Source organism: Nakamurella multipartita DSM 44233 (assembly GCF_000024365.1).
In the GTDB taxonomy this organism is placed as follows: domain Bacteria; phylum Actinomycetota; class Actinomycetes; order Mycobacteriales; family Nakamurellaceae; genus Nakamurella; species Nakamurella multipartita.
Window position 1 is genome coordinate 1,293,608 of record NC_013235.1, and the last position, 26,232, is coordinate 1,319,839.

The 26,232-nt window shown below is 71.8% G+C and carries 21 protein-coding genes and 2 pseudogenes; 17 read left to right on the forward strand and 6 right to left on the reverse strand.

Annotation, left to right across the window (positions count from 1 at the left end; genetic code table 11):
• Positions 1 to 57: 57 nt before the first annotated feature.
• Both rpsI and glmM read left to right on the forward strand, forming a co-directional pair.
• A complete protein-coding gene (gene rpsI, locus NAMU_RS05875) occupies positions 58 to 582 on the forward strand; it encodes a 30S ribosomal protein S9 (RefSeq protein ID WP_015746498.1) in 525 nt (174 codons plus the stop codon).
• A 4-nt stretch (positions 583 to 586) separates the two neighbouring features.
• Positions 587 to 1,978 (forward strand): phosphoglucosamine mutase, encoded by a 1,392-nt coding sequence (glmM, locus tag NAMU_RS05880; protein WP_015746499.1) that lies wholly within the window; start codon positions 587 to 589, stop codon positions 1,976 to 1,978.
• A 127-nt stretch (positions 1,979 to 2,105) separates the two neighbouring features.
• On the opposite strand, the gene NAMU_RS05885 is transcribed toward glmM, so the two are convergent.
• The gene (locus tag NAMU_RS05885) at positions 2,106 to 2,966 is read right to left on the reverse strand and encodes a dienelactone hydrolase family protein (protein ID WP_015746500.1); all 861 of its coding nucleotides are present in this window, start codon (positions 2,964 to 2,966) and stop codon (positions 2,106 to 2,108) included.
• Positions 2,967 to 3,087: 121 nt separating this feature from the next.
• Between NAMU_RS05885 and NAMU_RS05890 the strand changes: the two genes are divergently transcribed.
• On the forward strand, positions 3,088 to 4,740 hold the full coding sequence (locus NAMU_RS05890) for an AAA family ATPase (RefSeq protein WP_015746501.1): 1,653 nt from the start codon (positions 3,088 to 3,090) through the stop codon (positions 4,738 to 4,740).
• Positions 4,741 to 4,949: 209 nt separating this feature from the next.
• Here NAMU_RS05890 and NAMU_RS05895 read toward each other — a convergent pair whose 3' ends face one another.
• The 4 genes from NAMU_RS05895 to NAMU_RS05910 all read right to left on the reverse strand — a co-directional run bounded on the left by NAMU_RS05895 (position 4,950) and on the right by NAMU_RS05910 (position 8,852).
• A complete protein-coding gene (locus tag NAMU_RS05895; protein ID WP_015746502.1) occupies positions 4,950 to 5,753 on the reverse strand; it encodes a hypothetical protein in 804 nt (267 codons plus the stop codon).
• Positions 5,754 to 5,806: 53 nt separating this feature from the next.
• Positions 5,807 to 7,054, reverse strand: coding sequence for an IS256 family transposase (locus tag NAMU_RS05900; RefSeq protein WP_015746503.1), 1,248 nt, complete (start codon positions 7,052 to 7,054; stop codon positions 5,807 to 5,809).
• Positions 7,055 to 7,168: 114 nt separating this feature from the next.
• Positions 7,169 to 7,411, reverse strand: coding sequence for a type IV toxin-antitoxin system AbiEi family antitoxin domain-containing protein (locus NAMU_RS05905; RefSeq protein WP_015746504.1), 243 nt, complete (start codon positions 7,409 to 7,411; stop codon positions 7,169 to 7,171).
• Between the two features lie 871 nt (positions 7,412 to 8,282).
• Positions 8,283 to 8,852: a hypothetical protein gene (locus NAMU_RS05910; RefSeq protein WP_015746505.1), complete on the reverse strand. Its 570-nt coding sequence runs from the start codon at positions 8,850 to 8,852 to the stop codon at positions 8,283 to 8,285.
• Between the two features lie 236 nt (positions 8,853 to 9,088).
• Between NAMU_RS05910 and NAMU_RS05915 the strand changes: the two genes are divergently transcribed.
• From NAMU_RS05915 to NAMU_RS05960, 10 genes are all read left to right on the forward strand, one after another.
• Complete coding sequence (locus NAMU_RS05915; RefSeq protein ID WP_015746506.1) at positions 9,089 to 10,327, forward strand: IS110 family RNA-guided transposase; 1,239 nt, start codon at positions 9,089 to 9,091, stop codon at positions 10,325 to 10,327.
• Positions 10,328 to 10,487: 160 nt separating this feature from the next.
• Entirely contained in the window at positions 10,488 to 11,255 is a 768-nt protein-coding gene (locus NAMU_RS05920) for a DUF5995 family protein (protein ID WP_015746507.1), read from the forward strand.
• Positions 11,256 to 11,385: 130 nt separating this feature from the next.
• Positions 11,386 to 13,254 (forward strand): glutamine--fructose-6-phosphate transaminase (isomerizing), encoded by a 1,869-nt coding sequence (gene glmS, locus NAMU_RS05925; protein WP_015746508.1) that lies wholly within the window; start codon positions 11,386 to 11,388, stop codon positions 13,252 to 13,254.
• A gap of 36 nt (positions 13,255 to 13,290) precedes the next feature.
• The gene (locus NAMU_RS05930) at positions 13,291 to 13,680 is read left to right on the forward strand and encodes a holo-ACP synthase (RefSeq protein ID WP_041369893.1); all 390 of its coding nucleotides are present in this window, start codon (positions 13,291 to 13,293) and stop codon (positions 13,678 to 13,680) included.
• Positions 13,677 to 15,119: an NAD(P)H-hydrate dehydratase gene (locus NAMU_RS05935; protein WP_015746510.1), complete on the forward strand. Its 1,443-nt coding sequence runs from the start codon at positions 13,677 to 13,679 to the stop codon at positions 15,117 to 15,119. The genes NAMU_RS05930 and NAMU_RS05935 overlap by 4 nt, the downstream gene beginning before the upstream one ends.
• Before the next feature lie 108 nt (positions 15,120 to 15,227).
• Positions 15,228 to 16,412 carry an alanine racemase gene (gene alr / locus NAMU_RS05940; protein WP_015746511.1) on the forward strand — a complete coding sequence of 395 codons (1,185 nt, stop codon included), beginning with the start codon at positions 15,228 to 15,230 and terminating at the stop codon, positions 16,410 to 16,412.
• Positions 16,409 to 17,611: an alpha/beta fold hydrolase gene (locus tag NAMU_RS05945; RefSeq protein WP_015746512.1), complete on the forward strand. Its 1,203-nt coding sequence runs from the start codon at positions 16,409 to 16,411 to the stop codon at positions 17,609 to 17,611. Before alr ends, NAMU_RS05945 begins: the two co-directional genes overlap by 4 nt.
• The gene (tsaE, locus tag NAMU_RS05950) at positions 17,608 to 18,084 is read left to right on the forward strand and encodes a tRNA (adenosine(37)-N6)-threonylcarbamoyltransferase complex ATPase subunit type 1 TsaE (protein WP_015746513.1); all 477 of its coding nucleotides are present in this window, start codon (positions 17,608 to 17,610) and stop codon (positions 18,082 to 18,084) included. Before NAMU_RS05945 ends, tsaE begins: the two co-directional genes overlap by 4 nt.
• A 76-nt stretch (positions 18,085 to 18,160) precedes the next feature.
• Positions 18,161 to 18,883 (forward strand): response regulator transcription factor, encoded by a 723-nt coding sequence (locus tag NAMU_RS05955; protein ID WP_015746514.1) that lies wholly within the window; start codon positions 18,161 to 18,163, stop codon positions 18,881 to 18,883.
• A gap of 14 nt (positions 18,884 to 18,897) precedes the next feature.
• Positions 18,898 to 19,923 carry a sensor histidine kinase gene (locus NAMU_RS05960; protein ID WP_015746515.1) on the forward strand — a complete coding sequence of 342 codons (1,026 nt, stop codon included), beginning with the start codon at positions 18,898 to 18,900 and terminating at the stop codon, positions 19,921 to 19,923.
• Here NAMU_RS05960 and NAMU_RS27065 read toward each other — a convergent pair.
• Positions 19,896 to 20,624 carry a DUF998 domain-containing protein gene (locus tag NAMU_RS27065; protein WP_015746516.1) on the reverse strand — a complete coding sequence of 243 codons (729 nt, stop codon included), beginning with the start codon at positions 20,622 to 20,624 and terminating at the stop codon, positions 19,896 to 19,898. The two genes, NAMU_RS05960 and NAMU_RS27065, sit on opposite strands and share 28 nt — an antisense overlap.
• Before the next feature lie 342 nt (positions 20,625 to 20,966).
• On the opposite strand from NAMU_RS27065, the pseudogene NAMU_RS05970 reads away from it, so the two are divergent.
• From NAMU_RS05970 to NAMU_RS05985, 4 genes and pseudogenes are all read left to right on the forward strand, one after another.
• Positions 20,967 to 22,049: pseudogene (locus tag NAMU_RS05970) on the forward strand (molybdopterin-dependent oxidoreductase); the annotation flags it as partial.
• A gap of 276 nt (positions 22,050 to 22,325) precedes the next feature.
• Positions 22,326 to 23,576, forward strand: a complete 1,251-nt coding sequence (locus NAMU_RS05975; RefSeq protein ID WP_015746517.1) for an IS110 family RNA-guided transposase — start codon at positions 22,326 to 22,328, stop codon at positions 23,574 to 23,576.
• Between the two features lie 11 nt (positions 23,577 to 23,587).
• Positions 23,588 to 24,886, forward strand: a pseudogene (locus NAMU_RS05980) (molybdopterin dinucleotide binding domain-containing protein); the annotation flags it as partial.
• Positions 24,887 to 25,120: 234 nt separating this feature from the next.
• Positions 25,121 to 26,215 (forward strand): IS110 family RNA-guided transposase, encoded by a 1,095-nt coding sequence (locus NAMU_RS05985; protein WP_052307831.1) that lies wholly within the window; start codon positions 25,121 to 25,123, stop codon positions 26,213 to 26,215.
• The last annotated feature ends 17 nt before the right edge of the window (positions 26,216 to 26,232 follow it).

The following is a 26,232-nucleotide window of genomic DNA, read 5'->3' on the forward strand; positions in this document are numbered from 1 at the left end:
CCCCCGCCAGCCGGCGTCGGCCCAGGTCCTACCCCAGAACAGCGAGAGAGTCTGCACGTGAGCGAGAACCCCGAAACCGTCGTCGAGGAATTCGACTACGAACTGCCCGACGAGGTCGTCATCGAGATCGACGAGACCCTCGAAGACACGGCGGACGCTCCGGCCGCGGCCCCGGCCGTGGTCGCCGTGCCGATGGATCGTCCGGTGCAGACCGTCGGCCGCCGCAAGGAGGCCATCGTCCGCATCCGCCTGCTCCCAGGCACCGGCGAGTTCACCCTCAACGGCCGTCCGCTGGACAGCTACTTCCCGAACAAGGTGCACCAGCAGCTGATCAAGGAGCCGCTGGTCACCGTCGAGAAGGCGGAGATCTACGACGTCATCGCCCGCCTGCACGGTGGCGGCGTCACCGGCCAGGCCGGCGCGCTGCGCCTGGCCATCGCCCGCGCCCTGATCGAGGTGGACGAGACCGACCGCCCGGCGCTGAAGAAGGCCGGCTTCCTGACCCGGGACGCCCGGGCCACCGAGCGCAAGAAGTACGGCCTGAAGAAGGCCCGCAAGGCTCCCCAGTACTCGAAGCGCTGATTTCGTGGGGCGGCTGTTCGGCACCGATGGTGTCCGTGGGCTGGCCAACGCCGACCTGACGCCCGAGTTGGCGTTGCGTCTGGCCACGGCTGCCGCCCAAGAACTCGGCAGTTCCGCGGGGACGGCGTCCGACACCGGTCCGTTCCGGTCGGCGGCGCCGCGGCGGGACCGGTCGCAGAGCCCGGTCCGCCCGCTGGCCGTGGTCGGCCGCGACCCCCGGGCCAGCGGCGAGATGCTGGAGGCGGCGGTGGCCGCCGGCCTGGCCTCGGCCGGCGCCGACGTGGTCCTGCTGGGCGTCCTGCCGACGCCCGCGGTCGCCTTCCTCACCGCCGACCTGGACGCCGACATGGGCGTGGTCATCTCCGCCTCGCACAACGCGATGCCCGACAACGGCATCAAGATCTTCGCCGCCGGTGGCCGCAAGCTCGAGGACTCCGTCGAGGACTCCATCGAGCGCCGGATGGACGCCCTCGCGCCGCTGCCCACCGGTGAGGGCGTGGGCCGGATCACCCTGGCCCCCGACGCCGGCCGTCGTTATCTCGATCACCTGCTGGTCGCCACTCCGAACCCGCTGCGCGGTCTGCGGGTCGTCGTCGACTGCGCCCACGGCGCCGCCTCCCAGTTCGCCCCCGAGGTCTACCGCCGGGCGGGTGCCGAGGTCATCGTCATCGGTGGCAGCCCGGACGGGCTGAACATCAACGCCGGGGTGGGTTCGACCTACCTGTCCGGCCTGCGCGATGCCGTCATCGCCGAAGGTGCCGACATGGGCATCGCCCACGACGGCGACGCCGACCGTTGCCTGGCCGTGGCCGCCGACGGGACCGTCGTCGACGGGGACGTCATCCTGGCCCTGCTGGCCATCGCGCTGCGCGACCGCGGCCGGCTGGCCGGCGACACCGTCGTGGCCACCGTGATGGCCAACATCGGTTTCCACCGGGCGATGAACCAGGCCGGGATCACCGTGCGCACCACCGCGGTGGGGGACCGGTACGTCCTGGAGGACATGAACGCCGGCGGCTTCTCACTGGGCGGCGAGCAGTCCGGACACCTCATCCTGGCCGAGCACGCCACCACCGGCGACGGGCTGCTGACCGCCCTGCACCTGATGGCCATGGTCGCCGAGACCGGCCGCCCCCTGGCCGAACTGGCCTCGGTCGTCGTCCGCTACCCGCAGGTGCTGATCAACGTCCGGGTCTCGGACAAGGTGGCCGTGGCCGCGTCCGAAGAGGTCCAGAGCATCGTCGCGCAAGTGACCGCCGAACTCGGTGACGAGGGCCGGTTGCTGCTGCGCCCGTCCGGCACCGAGCCGCTGGTCCGTGTGATGGTCGAGGCCGGCACCGACGAGATCGCTCAAGCCGCCGCGGAGCGCGTGGCCAAGGTCGTCGCCGCCGTCTGACCTGACCGTCTGACCTGGCCGCCTCGCCGCGCGGCGGGCCGGTTCGCTGATCTTTCCCGCGTCGCCCTGGCCCGGGTGTCCGCTTCGGCGCGGCTTTGATCAGCGAAGCGCCCTGACCCGGTTCCGGTCAGAGCATCGCGGCGGTGACGAGATCGCCGGCGTCCACCGGCGGGGTCAGATCCGGGTCGTTGGGATCGAGCAACGTGGTGCCCGAAACCTTGCTCTCCATCTGATCGGCCAGCTGCGGTGCATCGGTCAGGTGCCGGATGAAGAACGCCGACGCCAGGATCCGGGTCGCGTGCTGGACCTTCTTGTCCGAGTCGGCGCCCAGGATGTTGTTGACGAAGCTCGACCCCTCGGCCAGGCCCAGGTGTCCGGACCCCTTGACCCGCCGCAGCTGCGTCGGACCACCCCAGGACTGCGCGATCCGTGCGCCGTCGGACTCGGCCCAATCGTCCTGCGCACCGATCAGGTGCAGGCTGGGTGCGTCGACCCGACCGGCCGCCTCGACCGCGGACGGCCTGGTCTCCGCGGCGGTGACGGTGACGACCGCCCGGATCTGCGGGTCCTTGGCCGCGGCCAGCACCGCCGCGCCGCCGCCGGTCGAGTGCCCCAGGACCCCGAGCCGGCGCAGATCGCCGCGCACCCGGCCGCCGCCGAGCTCGCCGTAGGCGACCATCCGCAGCGCCCGGGACAGGTCCAGGGCCAGGCCCTGGTGCGAGGAGAACAGGCTCCGGTGGGTGTTCGGAGCGACGACGATGATGCCCCAGGAGGCCAGGTAACGCATGGTGTCGGCGTACTTGTCGGCCGACTGCAACCAGCCGTGGCCCAACGCCACGATGGGCAGCCGGCGGCCGGAGGACGGGGTGAACACCAGGCCGGGCAGCCCGGCCGGGGCCAGATCGCCGACGGCCACCCGATGTGGGCCCTTGTAGGTGAAGTATTCGAAGGTGGGCCGGTTGATGCTCGGCGGCGCCTGCTTGGCCATTCGAATCCTCCGTGCCCGGCGTTCCAACGGTGACCGGAACGGGGCCCCGGTCGCCCTCGTACAGTAGCCGGTGCGGCGCCGGCGGCTGGATCGGCGGCCGGCCACGACCAGGGGAGCACCCGTGCCCGACGACTTCGCAACGAATCTGCGGCGGCTGATCCGGGCCCGGTTCCCGCTGCTGTCCATCCAGACCGCGGAGGAGTCGCGGGTGCTGGCCGAGATCGCCGCCGTCGTCGGCAACCGCACCCAGATCGCGCCGGCCCGCCAGGTGTACACGTGGTCGACGGCCAACGGCTTCGCCGCCCTGGGCCAGCCCGGCAACGCCGAGACCCGGACCCCGCACGCCGCGCTCACCGCGGCCGCCGCGCTGACCATGCCCAGCGTGGTGATCCTGCTGGATCTGCACCCGTGGATGGGCTCGTCCTCGACGCCGGCCGACACCCAGCTGGTGCGGCAGATCAAGGACACCGTCCGGTTCTACAAGGACGGTCCGGTGCCGCGGACGCTGATCATGATCTCGCCGACCCCGCGGATCCCGCCGGACCTGGAATCGCTGGTCACCCTGCTGGAGTTCCCGCTGCCCACCGAGGCGCAGATCCGCTCCACCCTGGACGGGATGATCAGCCGCAACACGGCCGCCGGCGCGCTGACCCTGGCTCTGGGCCCGGACGGCGCCGAGCGGCTGGCCAAGGCGGCCCTGGGGCTGACCGCGTTCGAGGCCGAGAACGCCTTCGCCCGGGCCATGGTCGACGACGGCCGGCTCACCGACGACGACATCGTGCTGGTGCAGGAGGAGAAACGGCAGATCGTCGCCAAGTCCGGGGTGCTGGAGGTCGTGCGGTCCTCGATCGGCCTGGACGACATCGGCGGCCTGGAGAACCTCAAGACCTGGTTGCGCAAGCGCAACGGCGCCTGGCTGGACGAGGCCGCCGCCTACGGTCTGCCGGCGCCCAAGGGTGTGCTGGTCACCGGAGTGCCCGGCTGCGGCAAATCGATGACGGCCAAGGCGATGGCGTCGGCCTGGTCACTGCCGCTGGTCCGGCTGGACATCGGCCGCGTCTTCGGTGGCCTGGTCGGTGCGTCCGAGCAGAACATGCGCACCGCACTGCGCACCGCGGAGGCGATCGCGCCGTGCGTGCTGTGGATCGACGAGATCGAGAAGGGCTTTGCCTCCGGTGCCTCCGGTCAGGGCGACAGCGGCACCTCGGCCCGGGTGTTCGGCACCTTCCTGTCCTGGATGCAGGAGAAGACGGCGGCGGTGTTCGTCATTGCCACCGCCAACCAGATCGGGCTGCTGCCGCCGGAGATGATGCGCAAGGGCCGCTTCGACGAGATCTTTTTCATCGACCTGCCGACCGACGCCGAGCGCAAGGTCATCTTCGGCCTGCACCTGAAGGCCCGGCTCAAGGCCGGCCCGGCGCTGGGTGCGCTGGCCGTCGACGACGCGCTGCTGGACGAGCTGGTCGCTCTGACCGAGGGCTTCTCCGGCGCCGAGATCGAGCAGGTGGTGATCTCCGCCTGCTTCGACGCGTTCAACGAACGGCGCGCGCTGACCCGGGACGACCTGCGGCACGAGATCGGCAACACCGTCCCGCTGTCGGTCACCCAGTCCGAGCAGATCGACGCCCTGCGCGCGTGGGCCGACATCCGCGCCGTGGCCGCCTCCGCCCCGCAGGACCGCGCCGGTTACGCCACCCCCGAACCCGCCCCCTCGTTCCTCGGGGTGCCCCCGGAGTCCGTGCTGGCCCGCGGCGGGCGGCCGGTCGAGGCCTGAGCGGGCTCCAGCTCGACTCGGCGGTGGCGGCTCTTGCTGACCTCGGCTTTACTCCGCCACGGTGCTCTTTACTCCGCGACGGTGGTCTCTCCTCCGCGACAGTGTTCGGTACTCCACGTCGACGTGGAGTGAAGAACCCCGGCGTGGAGTTGCCTCGCCCGAGGCGGAGTCATGAGCGGTCCGGTGGGCGCACGGTCAGCAGCGCTCCGTCAGCGGCGGGCCTGGTGTTGCGCAGCGCCGACGTCGAAGGCCCGGCGGATCCGGTCGGCGAGAGCGCGTGGGTCGCTGAGGTCCGACCAGGTCCAGCGGACGACGTGCCAGCCCAGCTCTCGGATCTTGTCCTCGCGGACCTTCTCGGCGAAGATCCGGTCGCCCGGTGGCTCGCCGGGCCGCAGCAGCCGGCCGTACTTATGCGCGCCGTCGAACTCGCCGACCGTCCGGTGCTCGGGCCAGCCGAAGTCGCAGTGGGCAAAGACCTGCCCGCCCCGCCCATGAATCGCCAGCTGCAGCTCCGGTCTGGGCAACGACTGCTGGTCGATCAGCACCCGGCTGGCGGACTCGCCGACGCTGCCGGCCCGACCGTCGGCGAACCGGACCGCCCGATCGGCGGCGCAGACGCCCGGCCGCCGGCTCGCCCGCGCGACCGCCGTGGTCAGCTCGGCTCGGGTCACCAGCGCTCGGACCAGGGCGTGGTCCGTAGCCACGACGGCCTCCTCGAACGGCCGGCTGCGCCCCAGGTCGACCAGGGTCCGCGCGACGGAGGTCACCCGATGCCGTCCCATCATGACGATCTCGTCCGGCTCCAGGACGGCGCAGTAGGTGTGCAGCCCGGCGCGCCGATGACCGGCATGGCCGTCCGGGTTCGTGACCTCCACCGCGCCGGGCGGCGGCTGCCGGAGGTCGATGCCATGCCGGTACGCCGCCGACCGGTGACTGAGCACTGACCGCTCGTTCGCCTGCAGCAGGGCCGCGTCGATGGCCAGCAGGTGGCGTTCCCGTGGGGTCAGGGTCAAGCCCAGCTGAGTGGTGTGCGTTACGAGGTCGGCCGCCGGTGATTCTTCTTTGGTCAGGCGGCGGTGGTGATCGCTGGGGCGTTGTTCGCGGTGTTCTCCTTAGGGTCGTGCGTGCCTACGGCTTGGGATCGGGCCAGTACCTCGATGCCGAGGTAGCGGCGGCCCTCGGTCCACTCGTCGTGTTGCTCGGCCAGGACAGCGCCGACGAGGCGAATGAGGGCGCCCCGATCGGGGAAGATCCCGACGACGTCGGTCCGGCGGCGGATCTCCTTGTTGAGCCGTTCCTGCGGATTGTTGGACCAGATCTGCCGCCAGATCTCCTTCGGGAACGCGGTGAACGCGAGCAGGTCGGCGCGGGCCTGGTCGAGGTGGTCAGCGACCGCGGGCAGCTTCTCGGCGAGCGTGTCGATGACCCGGTCGAACTGGGCGGCCACGGCTTTGGCGTCGACCTGGTCGTAGATCGAGTGCAGCATGGTCCGCACCCACGGCCAGCTGCTCTTGGGGGTAATCGACATCAGGTTCACCGCGTAATGGGTGCGGCAGCGCTGCCAGGAGGCGCCCGGCAGGGCCGCGCCGATCGCGGCGACCAAGCCGCTGTGCGCGTCGCTGGTCACCAGCTTGACACCGGTCAGGCCGCGGGCGACCAGGCCACGCAGGAACGCCAACCAGCCGGCGCCGTCCTCGCGGCTGGTCACGTCCACCCCGAGGATCTCGCGGTGCCCGTCACCGTTGACGCCGGTCGCGAGCAGGGCGTGGACCTGCACGACCCGGCCGCCCTCGCGGACCTTGAGGACCAGCGCGTCGGCCGCGAGGAACGTGTACGGGCCCTGGTCCAGCGGCCGGGTGCGGAACGCCTCGACCTGCTCGTCCAGGTCGCGGGCCATCACCGACACCTGCGACTTGGACAGCGACGTCACGCCCAGCGCCTGGACCAGCTTCTCCACCCGCCGGGTCGAGACCCCGAGCAGGTACGAGGTCGCGACGACGGAGACCAGGGCGCGTTCGGCGCGGGTCCGCCGTTCCAGCAGCCAGTCCGGGAAGTAAGACCCGGACCGCAGTTTCGGCACCGCGACGTCCAGGGTGCCGACCCGGGTGTCGAAGTCCCGGTGCCGGTACCCGTTGCGGGAGTTGACCCGGTCCGGGCTGCGTTCTCCGTAGCCGGCGCCGCACAGGGCGTCGGCCTCGGCGCCCATCAGCGTCTGAATGAACGTGGACAGCATCGAGCGGAGCAGGTCCGGGCTCGCCGACGCGAGCATGTCGCCGACCATGGTCGTGGGGTCGTTAGGCTGCGCAGTGGTCATCGCGTGATGTCTCCTTCGACAGACTGTGAGAGGTCCTTCGAAGCCTCACGCGGTGGCCGTCCTCGTCCCGGGACCGACACGCCCCGACCTGCCTGGTCAGGGGGTCAAGGTCGATCAGTGGTCGTACACCACTCTGGTGGACTTAACTGGGGTCAGATGTCGCAGGTCGTCCGTCGGCACGTAGATCCCGCGTCGCACCCGGGTCCATTCGCCCCGAGCGAGGCGGCGCTTGATGTCATCCGGATCGGCCCCGCCGTCGACCAGGTCGGAACGTCGGATCAGCGGCGCCGGCTGAGACCACCCATGGATCGGGTCATGGTTGGGGTCATGGATGGGATCGATGTGGGCGAGGCTCATCTCGGCGACGGTGCCCGCTCGCGTCCCGCCGGGCCAGCGCCGTTGCCCGAATGTGGATGGATGCGGGGCATGGGGACAAATCCGGTCGGCTCGGCGTTCGGCGACGCCTTCCCTGTCTGGGCGGGGCCGGCGCTCCTCGGCTCTACTCCGGCTGCGGCGAGTCGACTCCACCGTGGGGTTCTGAACTCCGCGTCGACGTGGAGTGGAGCGCACACTCGTGGAGTTGTCTGTGTCGGGGTGGAGTTGAGTGGCGAGTTTCGCCGCCGGCCGCTGCTCCGGCTCCGCTCCGCCGCGCCGAGCCGAGCCGAGCCGCGCCTGATCGCGCTCCGCCGCGTGCGTTGAGCTGCGTCGCGCTGCGTCACGCCCCTCGGCGACACCGGCCGGCTCTACTCCGGCTGCGGCGAGACAACTCCACCATGGGGTTCTGAGCTCCGCGTCGAGGTGGAATGGAGCGCACACTGGCGGAGTTGTCTGTGTCGGGGTGGAGTTGAGTGGCGCTTGCTTTCGCCGCCGGCCGCTGCTCCGGCTCCGCCGAGCCGAGCCGCGCCACGCCTGATCGCGCTCCGCCCCGTGCGTTGAGCTGCGCCACGCCGCGCCACGCCCCTCGGCGACACCGGCCGGCTCGACTCCGGCTGCGGCGAGACAACTCCACCGTGGGGTTCTGAACTCCGCATCGACGTGGAGTGGAGTGCACACCCGCGGAGTTGTCTCGGCCGAGCCGGAGTTCAGTGGACCGGGGTGAGCAGAGAACGCCATGATCAACTTCAGCGGGGCGGAGGGCGGAGGGCGGAGCAGCGAGGGGGGGTCAGGGAGGCCGCGGAGGACGAAGCCGCGAGCGGGGCGGAGCCCCGAGAGGAGGTGGGGGGGAGGGTCAGCGGCGGTCGACCGCGTCCCGCAAGGCGCTGAACGAGGCGACCAGGAGCCGGCGCTCCTGGGCCAGGAGCGGGTCGGCCAGGGTGCAGCCGGCGGTGACCCAGCGGTCGGAGGCGTCCATGGCCTGGACTCGCAGCGCCGCGGCCGGCTGCACGGCGGCGGGCGGCAGGTCGTAGACGTAGGCGTAGAGCGCGGTGAGCGCGTCGACGAGCTGCTCTTCGGTGACGCCCGTGTCGTGCTGGTGCTCGCGATGCACCCGCCACCAGTGGACCTCCAGCGTCGCCGCCCGGGCCGGGTCGAAGCCGCCCCAGCCGGACCGGACGACCAGCCGGTAGAACCGGCGCATGGCGGCCCGCGCCCCGTCGGCGTCGTTGTCCGGGAAGGGCGCCCATAACTGGTTGGCCCGCAGCACGTGCCAGGCGCCCTGCAGGGTCCGGAGCCACGGCATGCCGAACCCGGCCCGGACCATCGTGACGGCCGCTCGCAGGAACGGCCCCCACTCCCGCCGGTAATAGGCCGCCCAGGCCGCGCATTCGGCTCGGCCGACGGCCACCGGGTCGAAGGTCACTGGTGAACACTCCTTGATGCGGGCCCTGAGAGGGTGCTCGTTGTAGGGACTCGGCGGGAGCCGGGGTGACGGCCTTCGTCGGTCGCCGTTCGACGGCCACGATGACACTGCCGCCCCCGGTTCTCGCGGGGCTGTAAACCGGCAACAGAGGGACGCGCCGCAGAGCGCCAGTCAGTGACCGCCCGGTGATCGGCCTCCTCGCCGAGTCGTCGCTGCCGTTGTGAGGAGTTGTTGAGTTGTCCCTGCCCGAATGCGATTTCTACGTCGGTATCGATTGGGCCGCCCAAACGCACGCCGTGTGTGTGCAGGACGCGGCCGGGAAGATCACCGCGCAGTTCACGATCGAGCACACCGCCGACGGTTTCGCGACCCTGTTGGCCCGCCTGGGTCGGTTGGCCAGCGACCCGATGCAGGTCAGCGTCGCCCTGGAACGGCCCGACGGTCGGCTGGTCGACGCCCTGCTCGAGGCTGGCTACCCGGTGGTGCCGGTCAGCCCGAACGCGATCAAGACCTGGCGCGACGGTGAGGTGCTCTCCGGCGCCAAGTCCGACGCCGGCGACGCCGCCGTCATCGCCGAGTACCTGCGGTTGCGGTCGCACCGGCTGCGGCCGGCCACCCCGTTCACCGCGCAGACCAAGGCGGTTCGGACGGTCGTGCGCACCCGCGATGACATCGTGGCCATGCGGACCGCCACGGCGAACCAGCTGACCGCCCTGCTCGATGCCCACTGGCCCGGCGCCACCAAGGTTTTCGCCGATATCGAGTCGCCGATCGCGTTGGAGTTCCTGACCCGGTACCCGACCGCCAAACACGCCGCGGGCCTGGGTGAGAAGCGCATGGCCGCGTTCTGCGTCAAGCACGGCTACTCCGGTCGCCGCTCGGCCGCGGAGCTGCTGACCCGGCTGCGGGCTGCGCCGGCCGGCACCACCGACCCGGACCTGGTCGAGGCCGTCCGGGACGCCGTGCTGGCGCTGGTGGCCGTGCTGCGCACCCTCGGCGCGGTCCGCAAGGACCTGGACCGGTCGGTGACCGCCCATCTCGGGGAGCACCCGGACGCCGCGATCTTCACGTCGCTGCCAAGGTCGGGTCAGATCAACGCCGCCCAGGTGCTCGCCGAGTGGGGCGATTCCCGCCAAGCCTACGACTCGCCCGACGCCGTCGCGGCATTGGCAGGCCTGACGCCGGTCACCAAAGCGTCCGGGAAATACCACGCCGTGCATTTCCGCTGGGCCTGCAACAAAGGGTTCCGCAAAGCGATGACCACGTTCGCCGACAACAGTCGCCACCAGAGCCCATGGGCGGCCGACGTATACCGACGAGCCATCCAACGCGGACACGACCACCCGCACGCCGTCCGGGTGCTGGCTCGCGCCTGGGTGCACGTCATCTACCGCTGCTGGCTCGACCGGCAGCCTTACGACCCGGCCCGGCACGGGAACGCGATCAAGATCAACAACGGCCAAATTGCGGCCTGAGGTTGACACAGAGGGTGTCATCGGCCCAGGTCGGGATGTGGCTGAGCGGGACGTGCTCGGAGCGGTCATGAGTTACCTCCGCGGACTGTGGTCTGCCCGAATTGTCGAGAATAATTCGGAATGGGGCGATCCGCGGATGGGTTGACGCCGAAGAAAGGGCATGACCGTGACCGACGAACCGGCCGCGAGCCAAGAGGCCGCCGCCATCGATCAACCCCGTCCGATTGCCGCCGTCCTGGACCGGATGCAGCGGGCGCTGGACGAGATCCCACCCCCGCTCACGCACCGTCGGTTCTTCGCCGAGACCTACCTGCGCACCACCCGGGCCGTGGGCGACGCCGTCGACCAGGCCCGCTTCGAGGACCCGGCATGGGTGGAACAGTGGGACGCGGCCTTCGCCGAGCTGTACCTGACGGCGGCGACGGACGAGGCCAACGCGCCGCGGCCGTGGCGGCTGGCCCTGGCCGCGCCGGCCGAGCTACCCCAGCTGCGGCACGTGCTGCTGGGCATCAACGCACACATCAACTACGACCTGCCGCAGGCGCTGCTCGCGGTGATCAGCGATGACGACTTCGCCGATCCGGTGCTGATGGACCGGCGACGCCGCGATCACCAGCGGATCGACGGGGTGCTCTCGGCCCGGGTCGGCCAGGAGGACGCCGAGTTCGACCGCGCGCTGCTCGACCGGTTGCTCGGCCCGCTCAACCGCCGGGCCAGCCGGCGGTTCCTGGCCGAGGCGAGGGCCAATGTCTGGCACAACACCGAGCACCTGCAGCGGGCCCGGCTGGAGGGCCCGCAGGCCTACCGCCGGCGGTTGGCCGAGCTGGAGGTGCTGTCCGCGGCCAAGATCGCCGACCTGTTGGCCCCCGGTCAGGTGCTGCTGCGGCTGGCCGTCAGCGGGTTCGGCGTGAGCCTGCCGCCGGAGTGAGCGTCGTGGGTGAGCGGGCCGCGATCGTGGGTGACGATTCCGGTACCCGGAAGGGGGACCACGGTTGCGTCGGTGTGACGACCTTCGCGCCTCGCCAGGAGGGGTCCCCGCAGCCGTTACCCTGGGCAGAATGTGCGGAATCGTCGGCTACACCGGTCCCCGTCAGGCGCTGCCGCTCGTCCTGGAGGGACTGCGCCGGCTCGAGTACCGGGGCTATGACTCCGCGGGCGTCGTGGTGCTGGACCGGGACGGGGCGGCCCCCCAGCTGAACCTGGCCAAGAAGGCCGGGCGGATCGGCAACCTCGAGGCCTTCATCGACACCGGGGCGGTGGCCCTGGCCGGCACGACCGGCATGGGACACACCCGGTGGGCCACCCACGGCGGCCCGACCGACCGTAACGCGCACCCGCACACCGACATGCACCGCCGGGTCGCGGTCATCCACAACGGCATCATCGAGAACTTCGTGCCGCTGCGGGCCGAGCTGGAGGCCGCCGGCATCGAGTTCAGCAGCGACACCGACACCGAGGTGGTCGCGCACCTGCTGTCCCGGGTGATGGCCGACGGCCCGACCGCCGGTGACCTGCCGGCCAGCATGGCCGCCGTCTGCCGCGGCCTGGAGGGTGCGTTCACCCTCGTCGCGATGCACCTGGACGCTCCGGAGACGCTGGTCGCGGCCCGGCGCAACTCGCCGCTGGTGGTCGGCATCGGCGAGGACGAGATGTTCGTGGCCAGCGACGTCGCCGCGTTCATCGCGCACACCCGGAACGCCGTCGAGCTCGGCCAGGACCAGCTCGTCGTGATCAACCCGGACGGCTACGAGGTCACCTCCTTCACCGGTGGCGAGCCGGACTTCCGCGAGTTCCACGTCGATTGGGACCTCTCGGCCGCGGAAAAGGGCGGCTTCGAGTTCTTCATGGACAAGGAGATCGAGGAGCAGCCCGCGGCCGTCGCGCAGACCCTGCTGGGCCACTTCGACGGCTCCGGGATCGTGCTGGACGAACTGCGCCTGTCCGAGGACGACCTGCGCACGATCGACAAGGTGTTCGTGGTCGCCTGCGGCACCGCCTACCACTCCGGGCTGGTCGCCAAGTACGCCATCGAGCACTGGTGCCGGATCCCGGTCGAGGTCGAGGTGGCCAGCGAGTTCCGCTACCGCGACCCCGTGCTCAACCGGGACACCCTGGTGGTCGCGGTCAGCCAGTCGGGCGAGACCGCCGACACGCTGGAGGCCCTGCGGCACGCCCGCCGGCAGAAGGCCCGGGTGCTGGCCGTCTGCAACACCAACGGCTCGCAGATCCCGCGGGAGTCCGACGCCGTCGTCTACATCCACGCCGGGCCGGAGATCGGCGTCGCCTCGACCAAGGCGTTCCTGGGCATGCTGACCGCGAACTACCTGGTCGGGCTGGCCCTGGCGCAGGCCCGCGGCACCAAGTACCGAGACGAGATCGCCCGGGAATACGAGGAACTGACCAAGATCCCGGACGCCATCGCCACCACGCTGACCCTGATGGACCCGGTCCGCAAGCTCGCCCAGGAGATCTCCACGGCCAAGGCGATCCTGTTCCTGGGCCGGCACGTGGGCTACCCGGTCGCCCTCGAAGGCGCGCTCAAGCTCAAGGAACTGGCCTACATGCACGCCGAGGGCTTCGCCGCCGGCGAGCTCAAGCACGGGCCGATCGCGCTGATCGAGGAGGGGCTGCCGGTCGTCATCGTCACCCCGTCGCCGGTCACCGACCCGCTGCTGCACTCCAAGCTGCTGTCCAACATCCGGGAGATCCAGGCCCGCGGCGCCCGCACCATCGTCATCGCCGAGGAGGGGGATGAGACGGTCGCCCCGTTCGCCGACTTCCTGATCGAGCTGCCCAAGGTGCCCAAGCTGTACCAGCCGCTGATCACCACCGTGCCGCTGCAGATCCTGGCCGCCGAGATCGCCCGGGCCAAGGGCTTCGACCTGGACAAGCCCCGGAACCTGGCCAAGTCGGTCACCGTCGAGTAGGACGTGATCGTTCCTGCGGTGCCGGTCGGCGCGAGCGTGGTCGCCGTCGGCATCGACGTCGTCGCGGTCGACCGGTTCGCCGCCGCGCTGGCCCGCACGCCGACGCTGGCCCGTCGGCTGTTCAACCCGGACGAGCAGGTGACGGCCACCGGCCATCCGCGGGGCCCGGCGTCGCTGGCCGCCCGGTTCGCGGTCAAGGAGGCGGTGGCCAAGGCCCTGGGCGTGCCCGCCGGCATGGACTGGCACGACTGCCGGGTCGTCTCCGAGCTCTCCGGCCGCCCGGTGCTGCAGGTCAGCCAGACCGTGGCCGACGCGGCCGCCGCCCAGGGCATCACCGACTGGCGGATCTCGGTGTCCCACGACGCGGGCATCGCGGCCGCCGTGGTGCTGGCGATCGGCCCGGCCCGGACGGAGTCGACCCCGTGATCGAGGCCTACACCGTCGAGCAGATCCGGGCCGTGGAGGCGCTCGCGCTGGCGCGCGACGGCGACGCGACCCTGATGCGCCGGGCCTCGTTCGCGGTGGCCGCCGAGGTGGCCGAGCGGGTACCCGCGCCGCATCCCGGGCGGCGGGTGGTGCTGCTGGTCGGGTCGGGCAACAACGGCGGCGACGCCCTGTACGCGGGCGCCTTCCTGCGGGGCCGGGGGATGGCGGTCACCGCGCTGCTGCTCAGCCCGGAGCGCACCCATGCCGGCGGTCGGGCCGCGCTGCGCCGGGCCGGCGGCCGGATCCTGACCCACGACGATCCGGCGGGGCCGGGGATCATCGCCCGGGCCGAGGTGATCATCGACGGGGTGGTCGGCATCGGCGCCACCCCGCCGCTGCGGGCCGCGGCCGCCGAGCTGATCGGGCAGGCCAACGCGACCGATGCGCTGCGGGTCGCGGTCGACCTGCCCAGCGGGATCGAGCCGGACACCGGCCAGGTCCGGGGGACCTGCTTCCTGGCCGACGTCACCGTCACTTTCGGCGGCATCAAGGTGGGCCTGCTGATCGCCGATCAGCAGGCCGGCACCGTGGTCAACGTGCCCATCGGCATGGACATGACCGGCCGCCCGGCCGAGGTGATCGCGATGACCGACGGCAGCCTGCGGCAGGTGCTGCCGGCCCCCGCGCCGGCCGCCGACAAGTACTCCGGCGGGCTGGTCGGCGTGGTCGCCGGCTCGCCCGGATACCCGGGCGCCGCGGTGCTCTGCGTGGGCGGGGCCGTCCGCACCCGGCCGGGCATGGTCCGTTACGCCGGGCCGCAGGCCGCGGCGGTGGTGGCCCGCTGGCCGGAGGCGGTCGCGGTCGACTCGCCCGCCGACGCCGGCACCGTGCAGGCCTGGGTCGTCGGCCCCGGGATGGGCACCGAGGGCCAGTCGATCACCCTGCTGCGCTGGGTGCTGGGCCGGGACGAGCCGGTGCTGGTCGACGCCGACGGGCTGACCATCCTGGCCGCCATGCCGGCGTTGCTGCAGGCCCGCCGGCGGGCCGGCCAGCCGACCGTGCTCACCCCGCACGACCGCGAGTTCAGCCGGGTGTTCCCGGACATCGAGCTGGACGACCGGCTGGCCGCCGTGCGCCGGGCCGCCTGGGTCAGCGGGGCGACCGTCCTGCTCAAGGGGCATCGCACGCTGATCGCCGACCCCGGCGGGCAGGCCGCGGTCAACCTGTCCGGCTCGTCCTGGCTGGCCACGGCCGGCTCCGGGGATGTGCTCAGCGGCGTCGTCGGCTCGTTGCTGGCCGCCGGTCTGCCGCCCCTGCTGGCCGCCAGCGCCGGCGCGTTCCTGCACGGCCGGGCCGGCCAGCGGGCCCAGCGGGCCGGGTTGTTCGGTGCGCACGCGCTGTGGGATCACCTGCGGGCCGACCCGGACGGCATCGGCTGAACACCGGCTGAGCACCGGCCGACCCGGTGTCCCGGACTGTGTGGCCGGACACGCAGGCACGAGGCGAATGGGCGGCCGGCCGCTGCGCAAACGTGGTTCCATCGAGGGGTGAGCACCACCGCTGGGTCGACCGCCGGGCCGACCGCCGACCCGACGCCTCGGCGGGCCGGCGAGCGGGTGGCGGCCGTGGTCGACCTGGCCGCGATCACCGCGAACGTGCGCACCCTGCTGGCCCTGATGCGCGGGTCGAACCCGGCCGGGTCGGTGATGGCGGTGGTCAAGGCCGACGGCTACGGGCACGGCGCGGTCGCGGCCGCGCAGGCGGCGCTGGCCGGCGGTGCGACCTGGCTGGGCGTAGCTACCCCGACCGAGGCCCTGCAGCTGCGGGCGGCCGGGGTCGACGTGCCGGTCCTGGCCTGGCTGTGGCCGCCCGGGGAACGGGTCGCGCCGGCGCTGGCGGCCGGGGTGCAGCTGGCCGTGGCCAGCCGCGCGCAGCTGGACCGGGTCCTGGACCAGGCCGTCGGTGCGGTGCCCGACATCCACGTCAAGGTCGACACCGGCCTGGGTCGGGGTGGGGTCGGACCGGCGGAGATCGGCGCCGTGCTGGACGCGGTGGCCGCCGCCCAGCGGGCCGGTCGGGTCCGGGTCGCCGGCCTGATGAGCCACCTGGCCAGCGCCGACGTGCCCGACGACCCGTCGGTGCCCGAGCAGACGGCCACCTTCCACCGGATCCTGGCCGCCGCGGCCGACCGCGGCATCGACCCGCCGCTGCGGCACCTGGCCAACACCGCCGGCCTGATCGACCATCCGGCCACCCGGTTCGACCTGGTCCGGGTCGGCATCGGCGGCTACGGCCTGAACCCGGTCGCCACCCCGGTGCCGCTGACCCCGGCGATGACCCTGCGCGCGACCGTCGCCCTGACCAAGCGGGTGCCGGCCGGCCACGGGGTGTCCTACGGCCTGACCTACCGGACCGATCGGGAGACCACGCTCGCGCTGATCCCCCTGGGGTACGCCGACGGCCTGCCGCGGGCAGCCAGCAATCGCGGCGAAATCTGGTTGGCCGGCGCCCGGCGGCGGATCGCCGGCCGGGTGGCGATGGATCAGGTCGTCGTGGACTGTGGCGACGACCCGGTGGCCGCCGGCGATCCGGCGATCGTCTTCGGGCCGGGGGAGCAGGGCGAACCGACCGCGCGCGACTGGGCCGACTACTGCGGGACCATCGACTACGAGATCGTGACCAGGATCGGGCCGAGGGTGCCCCGACGCAATGTCGGGGAGGCAATTCCATGAGTACGTTGGGCCGGATCCTGGGCACCGCCGGGGTGGTCACCGGAGTGCTGGGCGCGGCAGCGCTGGGCGGGGTGACCGCACAGCGGGTGGCCGTGCGCAAGTACCAGAGCGCCCAGGCCGCGCTGCTCACCGAGCCGGGGGCCGAGCCCGCGTTCGAGGCCATGGACGCCGACCGCACGTATTCGGTGGACACCTGGGACGGGGTCGCGCTGCACGTGGAGGAGGTCGGCCCGCTCGACGCCCCGCTCACGGTGATCTTCGCGCACGGGTGGACGCTGCGGCTGGGGTCCTGGCACTTCCAGCGGTGGGGCCTGGCCGGCCCCGGTTTCGGCGAGCCCCACGAGGCGGAGTCGATCGGCACCCGCACCGCCCGGCGGACCGGGACCGCGCGGATGAGCGCCCAACCCAACGCCCGCCTGGTGTTCTACGACCACCGCTCGCACGGCAAGTCGACCCGGGCGCCCGAGGGGCACTCGACGATGGACTACCTGGCCGCCGACCTGCACAGCGTCATCGACACCGCCGCGCCGACCGGGCCAATCGTGCTGATCGGTCACTCGATGGGCGGCATGGCCATCTTCACCCTGGCCGCGCAGGATCCCGACCTGTTCGCCGACCGCGTCGTCGGGGTCGGCCTGGTCTGCACCGGGGCCACCTATCTCAAGCCGTCCGAGCTGAGCAAACTGCTCATCGCCGGCGGTAACCCGCTGGTCAAGGTGCTCAAGGAGGTCGGCTCCCGGTACCCGGCCATCTTCGAGCGCGGCCGCTCCAGCAACCGGGACGCGGTCTGGCTGCTCACCCGCAGCCTGGGCTTCTCCCGCAAGGACGTCTCCGGCGCGCTGGTGGACTACCTGGACGAGATGGTGTCCTCGACGCCGGTCGAGGTGATCGCCGAGTTCCTGCCGGCATTGTTCGCGCACGACCAGACCGAGGCGCTGCCCGCGCTGGCCGGCATCCCGACCATGATCGTGGCCGGCGACCAGGACCGGATGACGCCGCTGGACCGATCACAGCGGATCGCCGAGGTCCTGCCGGACGCCCGGATCGTGGTCGCCGAGGGCTCCGGGCACATGACGATGATGGAGGACCCGATGGTCACCAACGAGGCGCTGCGCGAACTGCTGCGCTTGGCGCTGGCCGGCGCGCAGACCGGCCAACGCAGCGCCAAGCGGTCCCGCTGGTCGCGGCCGGCCCGATGACGATCCTGGCCACCGCCGCCGACACGCACGCCCTTGGTCAAGCCCTGGGGCGGCGCCTGCGCCCCGGCGACCTGCTGATCCTGTCCGGCTCGTTGGGCGCCGGTAAGACGACCCTGACCAAGGGCATCGCGCAGGGCATGGGGGTGCGCGGGTTGGTCACCTCGCCGACGTTCGTCATCGCCCGGGTGCATCGCCCGGCCGATCCGGCCGGCACCCCGCTGATCCACGTCGACGCCTACCGGCTCGGCGGGGCCGTCGAGCTCGACGACCTGGACCTGGACACCGACCTGACCACCGCGGCCGTCGTCGTCGAATGGGGCGAAGGGGTGGCCGAGCAACTGGCCGAGGACCACCTGCTGGTCGAGCTGACCCGGCTGCCCGACGACCGGCGCACGGTCGAGCTGACCGCCACCGGACCGCAGTGGTCGGCCCGCATCGGCGACCTGCTGGCCGGGTCTTACGGTTCCGGGTAGCTCGGCCGTCCGCCCTGGTCGGCCGGCCCGGCCAGGACCTACGGTGGGTGGGTTCGCAGGGTCGGGAGGTGGAGCGATGGACCCGTCACGGGTGCTCGTCGTCGACGACGACGACACCGTCCGCGAGGTCCTGCGCCGCTACCTGACCCGGGACGGTCACGACGTGCTGGAGGCGGCGGACGGGCCGACCGGCCTGCGGCTGGTGCGCAGCCACCACCCCGACCTGATCGTGCTCGACCTGATGCTGCCGGGCATGGACGGATTGCAGGTCTGCCGCGAGGTCCGCCGCACCTCCACCGTGCCGGTGATCATGCTCACCGCTCTGGGCCAGGAATCGGACCGGGTGGTCGGCCTGGAGTTCGGCGCCGACGACTACGTGGTCAAGCCGTTCAGCCCGCGCGAGCTGGCCCTGCGGGTGTCCCGGGTGCTGCAACGCAGCCGCGGCCCGGCCGCCCCGGCCGCGCCGGGCAGCGCCGAGGTGACCAGTGCCGACGGGGAACTGTCGGCGAACGCGTTGTCCCGCACCGCCCGTCGCGGCGGCGACGAGCTGGCCCTGACCAGCCGGGAGTTCGACCTGCTGCACTTCCTGTTGGCCCACCCCGGACAGGTGTTCAGCCGGACCGAGCTGATGGAGCAGGTCTGGGGCTGGTCGTTCGGCGACCAGTCGACGGTGACGGTGCACGTGCGCCGGCTGCGGGAGAAGGTCGAACCCGACCCGACCAAGCCGACCCGGATCGTGACCGTCTGGGGCGTGGGCTACCGGCTCGACGGCGACCTGCGCCCGGCCGACCCGGGCTGAGCCGCGGTGATCCGGTGCTGACCGACCTGCTGCACATCCTGCCCTGGGCCCTGTTGGCCGCGGTGGCCACCGCCGCCGTCGAGCTGGGCGTGCTGTACCTGCTGCGCCGCCGCTCGGCCACCGCCAACATCGCCGCCCTGGTCAGCATCCCGATCCTGGCCGTGCTGCTGTTCGTGGTCAGCGTCAGCGGCTTCATGTACACCCCGATGCTGGCGTTCGCGGCCACCGCCTGCGCGTTGATCGCGGTGGTGGTCATCCCGGTGGCGGTCTACCTGGGCCGGCGGATCGCGCTGGGCGCGATGGAGGCGGAGAAGCAGCGGGCCGCCGAACGCGCCGCCGAGGCCTCCCGCCGGCAGCTGGTCGCCTGGGTCAGCCACGACTTGCGGACCCCGCTGGCCGGCATCCGGGCGATGAGCGAGGCGTTGGAGGACTCGGTGGTCGTCGACCCGGACGAGATCGCCGACTACGCCCGCCGGATCAGCGCCGAAACCGCCCGGCTGTCCACCATGGTCGACGACCTGTTCGAGCTCTCCCGGATCAACGCCGGGGCGTTGCGGCTGACCTTGGGCCCGGTTTCGACCGAGGAACTGGTCGCCCAGGCGATGGAGGCCGCCGCCCCGGCCGCCGGGCAACGCGGGGTGCGGCTGGCCGCCAGCGCCGAACCGGGCTGGCCGGTGGTCAACGGCTCCGACCGGGAGTTGATCCGGGTGCTGGCCAACCTGCTGGTCAACGCCATCCGGCACACCCCGTCCGACGGCACCGTTGAGGTCCTGGCCGGGCAGCAGAGCGACCACGCCTGGCTGGCCGTGCAGGACGCCTGCGGCGGCATCGACCCGGACGACCTGCCGCGGGTGTTCGACGTGGCCTTCCGCGGGGCCGCCGCCCGCTCGCCGGAGACCGGGTCGGCGGCCGGCGGGGCGGGCCTTGGCCTGGCCATCGCCCGCGGGCTGGTCGAGGCGCACGGCGGCCGGATCAGCGTGCACAACGAGGGGCCGGGTTGCCGGTTCGAGGTTCAGCTGCCGCTGGCGGCCGCGGCCTGAGCCGCCCGCGAGCGCAGCAACCCCAGGCCGAGCAGGGCGGCCAGCACGATCTGCGCGGCCCCGGCCGCCCGCTGCAGCAGGCCGGGCGGCAGCGACAGGTCGGCCGCCCCGAGCACCCCGGGAATCCGATTCACGATCAGCGCGGTGCTCAACGCTCCGCTGACCAGGCCGACCGCGAGCAGCGTCCGCCGCAGGCCGTCGGCCAGCGTCCGGGCCAGGCGGCGCCACAGCCGGACGGCGGCCAGCGGCAGCAACGCGAACACGGCGGCCCCGGCGATCAGGTGGATCGTCGAGGACGTGTCACCGGGCCGCCCGGGCAGGTTGGTCGGGAACACCGCCGCCGCCACCAGGGCCAGCGCCCAGCCGGCCAGCAGGGCCCGCGTCCAGGCCGTTCCGCTCAGCCCGGCCAACGCGCGGACCAGCGCGATCCCGGCCACCGCGAGCGCGCCTGCGGTCAGGGCGAACAGGGGCTCGCCCGCCGGCGTGGTGACGACCACATCGCTGATCGTGGTCCGAGCCATGGAGGTCCCGCTCGGTGCGTCCAGGTGCAGCGCCGCGATCGGCGGCACCGAGGCCACCGCACCGGCCAGGGCCACCCGGGCACTGCGGGCCGGCGCCACGACGGCGGCCAGGCCGGCGAGGGCCGGGCCGGGGCTCCGAGCCCCGGTCAGCGGGCTGCGCAGCAGGGTGGCGGTGGTCATGCCGGGCTCCTCGAATGATCATGAACGGTCGGTGTGAATTGGTTGAAATGACCGTATGAAGGTTCGAAGGCGCAGGTCAGAGGGTTAGCCCTGGTTCTGGCTGGGGTCTGGGAGGCAGATCCCCCACGGGGTCGACCCCGACCGGATCGGGACTTTCCCCGACCCCGGGCCCGCTCTGGACCCACCGGTGCCGGGGTCGGTCGGCGACCGGCCGGACCCTCGCGATTCCACCTGCCGGGAAAGGTGCCGACGACGGCCGTCCACCGGGTCGGTGCCTCCGGCGATGGGCAGGATGGCGGTTCCGACGCATGCGCCGACCGCCCACCACCCAAAGGAGCGACGATGCCCGACCCGCAGGATCTGCCCGACTACTCCGAGGCCGACCTGACCGTCGGCCATCAGAAGGAATACGCCGCGGGCGTGAAGGCGGTCGCCATCTCGATGAAGCGGGCGCTGCACCACATGGGCACCACCCGTTCCGTGCGCACCCTGACCCAGCTCAATCAGGCCGAGGGTTTCGACTGCATGAGCTGCGCCTGGCCGGACCCGGAGGTCGGGCATCGGCACACCGCCGAGTTCTGCGAGAACGGGGCCAAGGCGGTGGCCGAGGAGGCCACCACCGCCCGGATCACCCGCGAGTTCTTTGCCGCACACAGCATCGCCGAGCTCGATGCCCGCTCCGAGTGGTGGCTGGGCCAGCAGGGCCGGCTGACCGAGCCGATGGTCAAGCGCCCCGGGGCCACCCACTACACCCCGATCGAGTGGGACGAGGCGTTCGCGCTGATCGGCCGCGAACTCAACGCCCTGGGCAGCCCGGACGAGGCCACCTTCTACACCTCGGGCCGGGCGTCGAACGAGAGTGCTTTCGCCTACCAGCTGTTCGTCCGCGCCTTCGGCACCAACAACCTGCCGGACTGTTCGAACATGTGCCACGAGTCGACCAGCGTGGGGCTGGCCGAGTCGATCGGCATCGGCAAGGCCTCGGTCAGCATCGAGGACGTCTACAACGCCCAGCTGATCATCGTGGCCGGCCAGAACCCCGGCACCAACCACCCGCGGATGCTCTCCGCGCTGGAGATCGCCAAGCGCAACGGCGCCACCATCGTCTCGATCAACCCGCTGCGGGAGGCCGGCCTGGTCCGGTTCAAGAACCCGCAGCGGCCGGCCGGCGTCGTCGGCGACGGCACCAAGATCTCCGACCTGCACCTGCCGGTCAAGATCAACGGCGACCTGGCTCTGTTCCAGGCCCTCGGCTCGCTGCTGGTCGAGTGGGACGCCCTGGACCACGACTTCATCGCCGCCCACACCGCCGGCTTCGAGGCCTGGAAGCAGCACGTCGCCGCGGTCGACTGGGACCAGGTGACCGAGGTGACCGGCCTGAGCCGCGCGCAGATCACCGAGCTCGGCGAGCTGCTGCGCCGCTCACTGGTGCACCATCCTTAGGTCATCAATCCTCGAGGGGTTGGTGATGCGCCCGAGGTGCCGCCCGGTCATCGCCCAGCTCGCTGGACACGGTTGATGTCCACGATGAGATCTGCGAGATCTGGCGGTTCCCCGGGACGTGCCGACCGTCGACAGGGCTGAGCGCCAAAGCTGCGTGCCGCGAGCGCCGATCAGTGAGCGAACCGGCAGACACGTCCCGGCACCATCGGCACCGTACGAGGGCGCCTCCCCACTGGGACTAGCAGCGAGGAGGCTGACGTGAAGTCTGCCAGCAACACCCTGCCCGACCAAGCACCCCAAGACCTGACCGCAGGCCTGGACTGGGCCCGCGACGACCACGCCGTGTCGATCGTCAACGACCGCGGCCGCGAGATTGCCCGGCACACCATCGAGCACACCGCCGCCGGACTGATCGAACTCGTGGCCGTGCTCACCCGCGCCGGCTGCCAGGAGGTCGCGATCGAACGCCCCGACGGGCCCGTGGTCGACGCCCTTCTCGGCGCCGGTGTGACCGTGGTCGTGATCAGCCCGAACCAGGTCAAGAACCTGCGTGGCCGGTACGGCTCGGCCGGCAACAAGGACGACCGGTTCGACGCCTACGTGCTCGCCGACACCCTGCGCACCGACCGGTCCCGGCTGCGGCCACTGGTGCCCGACGCACCGGAAACCGTCGCGCTGCGCCGAATCGTCCGCGCTCGCCGCGATCTGGTCGCCCACCGCGTGGCCCTGGCCAACCAACTGCGCGCCCACCTTCGCCTGGTCTTCCCCGGTGCGGTCGGCCTGTTCCGGCAGATCGACTCGCTGATCACTCTGGCGTTCCTGACCCGTTTCCCGACCCAGGACAAAGCCGACTGGCTCACCCCGACCAGACTCGGCCGGTGGCTGTCCTCGGTCGGCTACTCCGGACGCACCGACCCGGCCGCGTTGCACGCCCATCTGACCGCCGCACCCCGCGGCGCCGCCGGCGACCAGACGGCGTACACCGCGATCACCGCATCCTCCGTTGCCCTGCTCACCGCGATGGTTACCCAGATCAAGGCTCTGGAAGCCCAGATCAGCGCCCAGCTCGACGCGCACGCCGACCAACACATCTTCACCAGCCTGCCCCGCTCGGGCCGCGTCCGGGCCGCCCGGCTGCTCGCCGAGATCGGCGACTGCCGAGCCAAGTTCCCCACCCCGGAAGCGTTGATCTGCCTGGCCGGTGTCGCCCCGTCCACCCGCCAGTCCGGAAAGATCCGCGTCGTGGCGTTCCGATGGGCCTGCGACAAACAACTCCGCGACGCCGTCTGCGACTTCGCCGGCGACTCGATCAAGGCCAACCCCTGGGCAGCCGATCTCTACCGAAGAGCCAGAGCACGAGGTCACGACCACCCCCACGCCGTCCGGGTCCTGGCCCGTGCCTGGCTGACCGTCATCTGGCACTGCTGGCAGGACGGCGTGCGCTACGACCCCGCAGAACACCGGGCCCTGCAACGCCTCCTCAACCAAGATCAAAAAAGGGCGGCTTGACACAGGGCTTCTCATCGGCGACGGTGTTCTGCTGGGCGATGGGCCTGACCCAGCACCGCAACGGGGTGGCCACCATCCGCGAGGTCTGCAACCTGGCCTTCGCCCAGGGCAACATCGGAAAGCCCGGCGCCGGCCTGTTCCCGGTCCGCGGGCACTCCAACGTGCAGGGCGACCGCACGATGGGGATCTGGGAGCGGCCGCCGCGCAACTTCCTGGACGCGCTGCAGCTGGAGTTCGGCTTCGACCCGCCCCGCGAGCACGGCCTCGACGCGGTCGACTCGATCCGCGCGCTGCGCGACGGGCAGGCCCACGTGTTCATCGGGTTGGGCGGCAACTTCGTGCAGGCCTCCCCGGACACCGAGGTCGTCATCGAGGCGATGCAGCGGGCCCGGCTGACCGTGCAGGTGTCCACCAAGCTGAACCGCTCGCACCTGGTCTGCGGGCAGACCGCGCTGATCCTGCCGACCAAGGGCCGGACCGAGAAGGACGTCCAGGCCTCCGGCGAGCAGTGGATCTCGGTCGAAGACTCCACCTGCGCGGTGCACTCGTCCAAGGGCCCGCTCAAGCCGGCCAGCCCGCACCTGAAGTCCGAGGTGGAGATCGTCTGCCGGATGGCCGAGGCCACCCTGGGTGATCGTTACGGCATCGACTGGGCGGGCATGCGGCGTGACTACAGCGTCATCCGTGGGCACATTTCCCGGGTCGTGCCCGGTTGCGAGTCCTACGAGGTCAACGTGCGGCGGCCCGGCGGGTTCGTGATGCCGCACCCGCCGCGCGACACGCGCACCTTCCCGACCACCTCGGGGCGGGCCGAGTTCGCGGTCTCACCCATCGAGACGATCGAGGTGCCGGCCGGGCATCTGCTGCTGCAGACCCTGCGCAGCCACGACCAGTACAACACCACCATCTACGGGCTCTCGGACCGCTACCGCGGCATCGAGGGCGGCCGCAAGGTGATCTTCCTGAACCCGGAGGACATCACGGCGCGCGGCTTCACCGACGGGCAGCTGGTGGACATCGAGACCCACTGGCCCGACGACGAAGTGGTCCGCTGCGTGCGGCAGTTCCGGGTCGTGTCCTACGACACCCCGCGGGGGTCGGCGGCGGCCTACTACCCGGAGACCAGCCCGCTGATCCCGCTGGACTCGACCGCGCTGGAGAGCAACACCCCGACCTCCAAGTCGGTGGTGGTGCGCCTGCTGCCGGCCGGCCAGGGGCACGAGCATCAGGTCGCCGACGCCACCCAGGACGAGGTCGGTTCGGACTGGGTGCACAAGTGGGAGCCCGAGGTGGAGATCCACCTGTCCTGACAGTGAGGATGTAGGGGTGGATCGCCGTCGAGCTTCGGCTTGACTCGTGCCCTGACTGACCGTGGTGTCCTGAACGGGATGTGTCGGCCGGGGTTCGGCGGCGATCTCGGCACCTGCCGGACGGGCGTCGTGACCTTATAGGAGCCTGGCCAGAGGCCCCGTCACTGTCTTGTCCGCCCGCCCGACCGGCGCGTGCCGCCCTTCCCGGTTCAGCGACAGGACGGCAGGTCAACGATGACAGCAGTACAAGCGGAGCGACAAGCAGACTCATCGGCGGTCGAGGTGGTCGGCGGTGTGGACACCCATAAGGACACCCACACCGCGGCAGCGGTGGACACCGCGGGGCGGGTGTTGGGGTCGGCCCAGTTCCCCACCGACGCCGCCGGCTACCGGGCGTTGCTACGGTGGCTGCGCGGGTTCGGGACGCTGCTGCTGGTCGGTGTCGAGGGCACCGGTGTCTACGGGGCCGGCCTGGCCCGATTGCTGGCCGCCCAGGGCGTGGCCATGGTCGAGGTCGACCGGCCCGACCGCAAGGCCCGCCGGTGGCAGGGCAAATCCGATCCCGTCGATGCCGAGGCTGCGGCCCGGGCCGCGTTGGCCCGGGTGCGCACCGGGCTGCCCAAGCATCGAGACGGTCGTGTCGAGGCGCTGCGGGCATTGCGGGTGGCGCGCCGTTCGGCCGTCGGGCAACGCGCTGACGTGCAGCGACAGATCAAGGCGCTGATCGTCACCGCACCGGAATCGCTGCGCGCCCAGCTGCGGGCGTTGCCCGACCGAGAACTGATCAAGGTCTGCGCCGACCAGCGGCCGGACCGTGCCGGTGCCGGCGATCCGGGCACGGCCACCAAGATCGCGCTGCGCTCTCTTGCTCGGCGCCACCGGGCGCTCAGCGTCGAGATCGCCGATCTCGACGAGCTGCTCGGTCCGCTCGTGGCCCAGATCAACCCCGGGCTGCTCGCACTCAAAGGCATCGGTCCCGACGTGGCCGGGCAGATGCTCGTCACGGCCGGCGAGAATGCCGACCGCCTCACCAACGAGGCCGCCTTCGCGATGCTGTGCGGCGTGGCGCCCTTGCCTGCTTCGTCGGGCAGGACGACCCGGCACCGGCTCAACCGCGGCGGAGACCGAGCCGCCAATAGCGCACTCTGGCGCATCGTCATCACCCGCATGGGCACCGATGATCGAACCAAGAACTACATCGCCCGACGCACCGCCCAGGGGCTGACCAAGCCCGAGATCATCCGCTGCCTCAAGCGATATGTCGCCCGAGAAGTCTTCCTCGCGCTTACGTCCGCGTCCGCAGAAAAACGACCCGCCAAAGCAGCTTGACAACCATAGGAGCATCC

Coding starts and splice junctions, on each gene's coding strand:
- NAMU_RS05885 (WP_015746500.1), bottom strand. CDS start 2,966: ATGGCCAAGCAGGCGCCGCCGAGCATCAACCGGCCCACCTTCGAATAC.
- NAMU_RS05900 (WP_015746503.1), bottom strand. CDS start 7,054: ATGACCACTGCGCAGCCTAACGACCCCACGACCATGGTCGGCGACATG.
- NAMU_RS05905 (WP_015746504.1), bottom strand. CDS start 7,411: ATGAGCCTCGCCCACATCGATCCCATCCATGACCCCAACCATGACCCG.
- NAMU_RS05920 (WP_015746507.1), top strand. CDS start 10,488: ATGACCGTGACCGACGAACCGGCCGCGAGCCAAGAGGCCGCCGCCATC.
- glmS (WP_015746508.1), top strand. CDS start 11,386: ATGTGCGGAATCGTCGGCTACACCGGTCCCCGTCAGGCGCTGCCGCTC.
- NAMU_RS05945 (WP_015746512.1), top strand. CDS start 16,409: ATGAGTACGTTGGGCCGGATCCTGGGCACCGCCGGGGTGGTCACCGGA.
- tsaE (WP_015746513.1), top strand. CDS start 17,608: ATGACGATCCTGGCCACCGCCGCCGACACGCACGCCCTTGGTCAAGCC.
- NAMU_RS05955 (WP_015746514.1), top strand. CDS start 18,161: ATGGACCCGTCACGGGTGCTCGTCGTCGACGACGACGACACCGTCCGC.
- NAMU_RS27065 (WP_015746516.1), bottom strand. CDS start 20,624: ATGACCACCGCCACCCTGCTGCGCAGCCCGCTGACCGGGGCTCGGAGC.
- NAMU_RS05985 (WP_052307831.1), top strand. CDS start 25,121: ATGACAGCAGTACAAGCGGAGCGACAAGCAGACTCATCGGCGGTCGAG.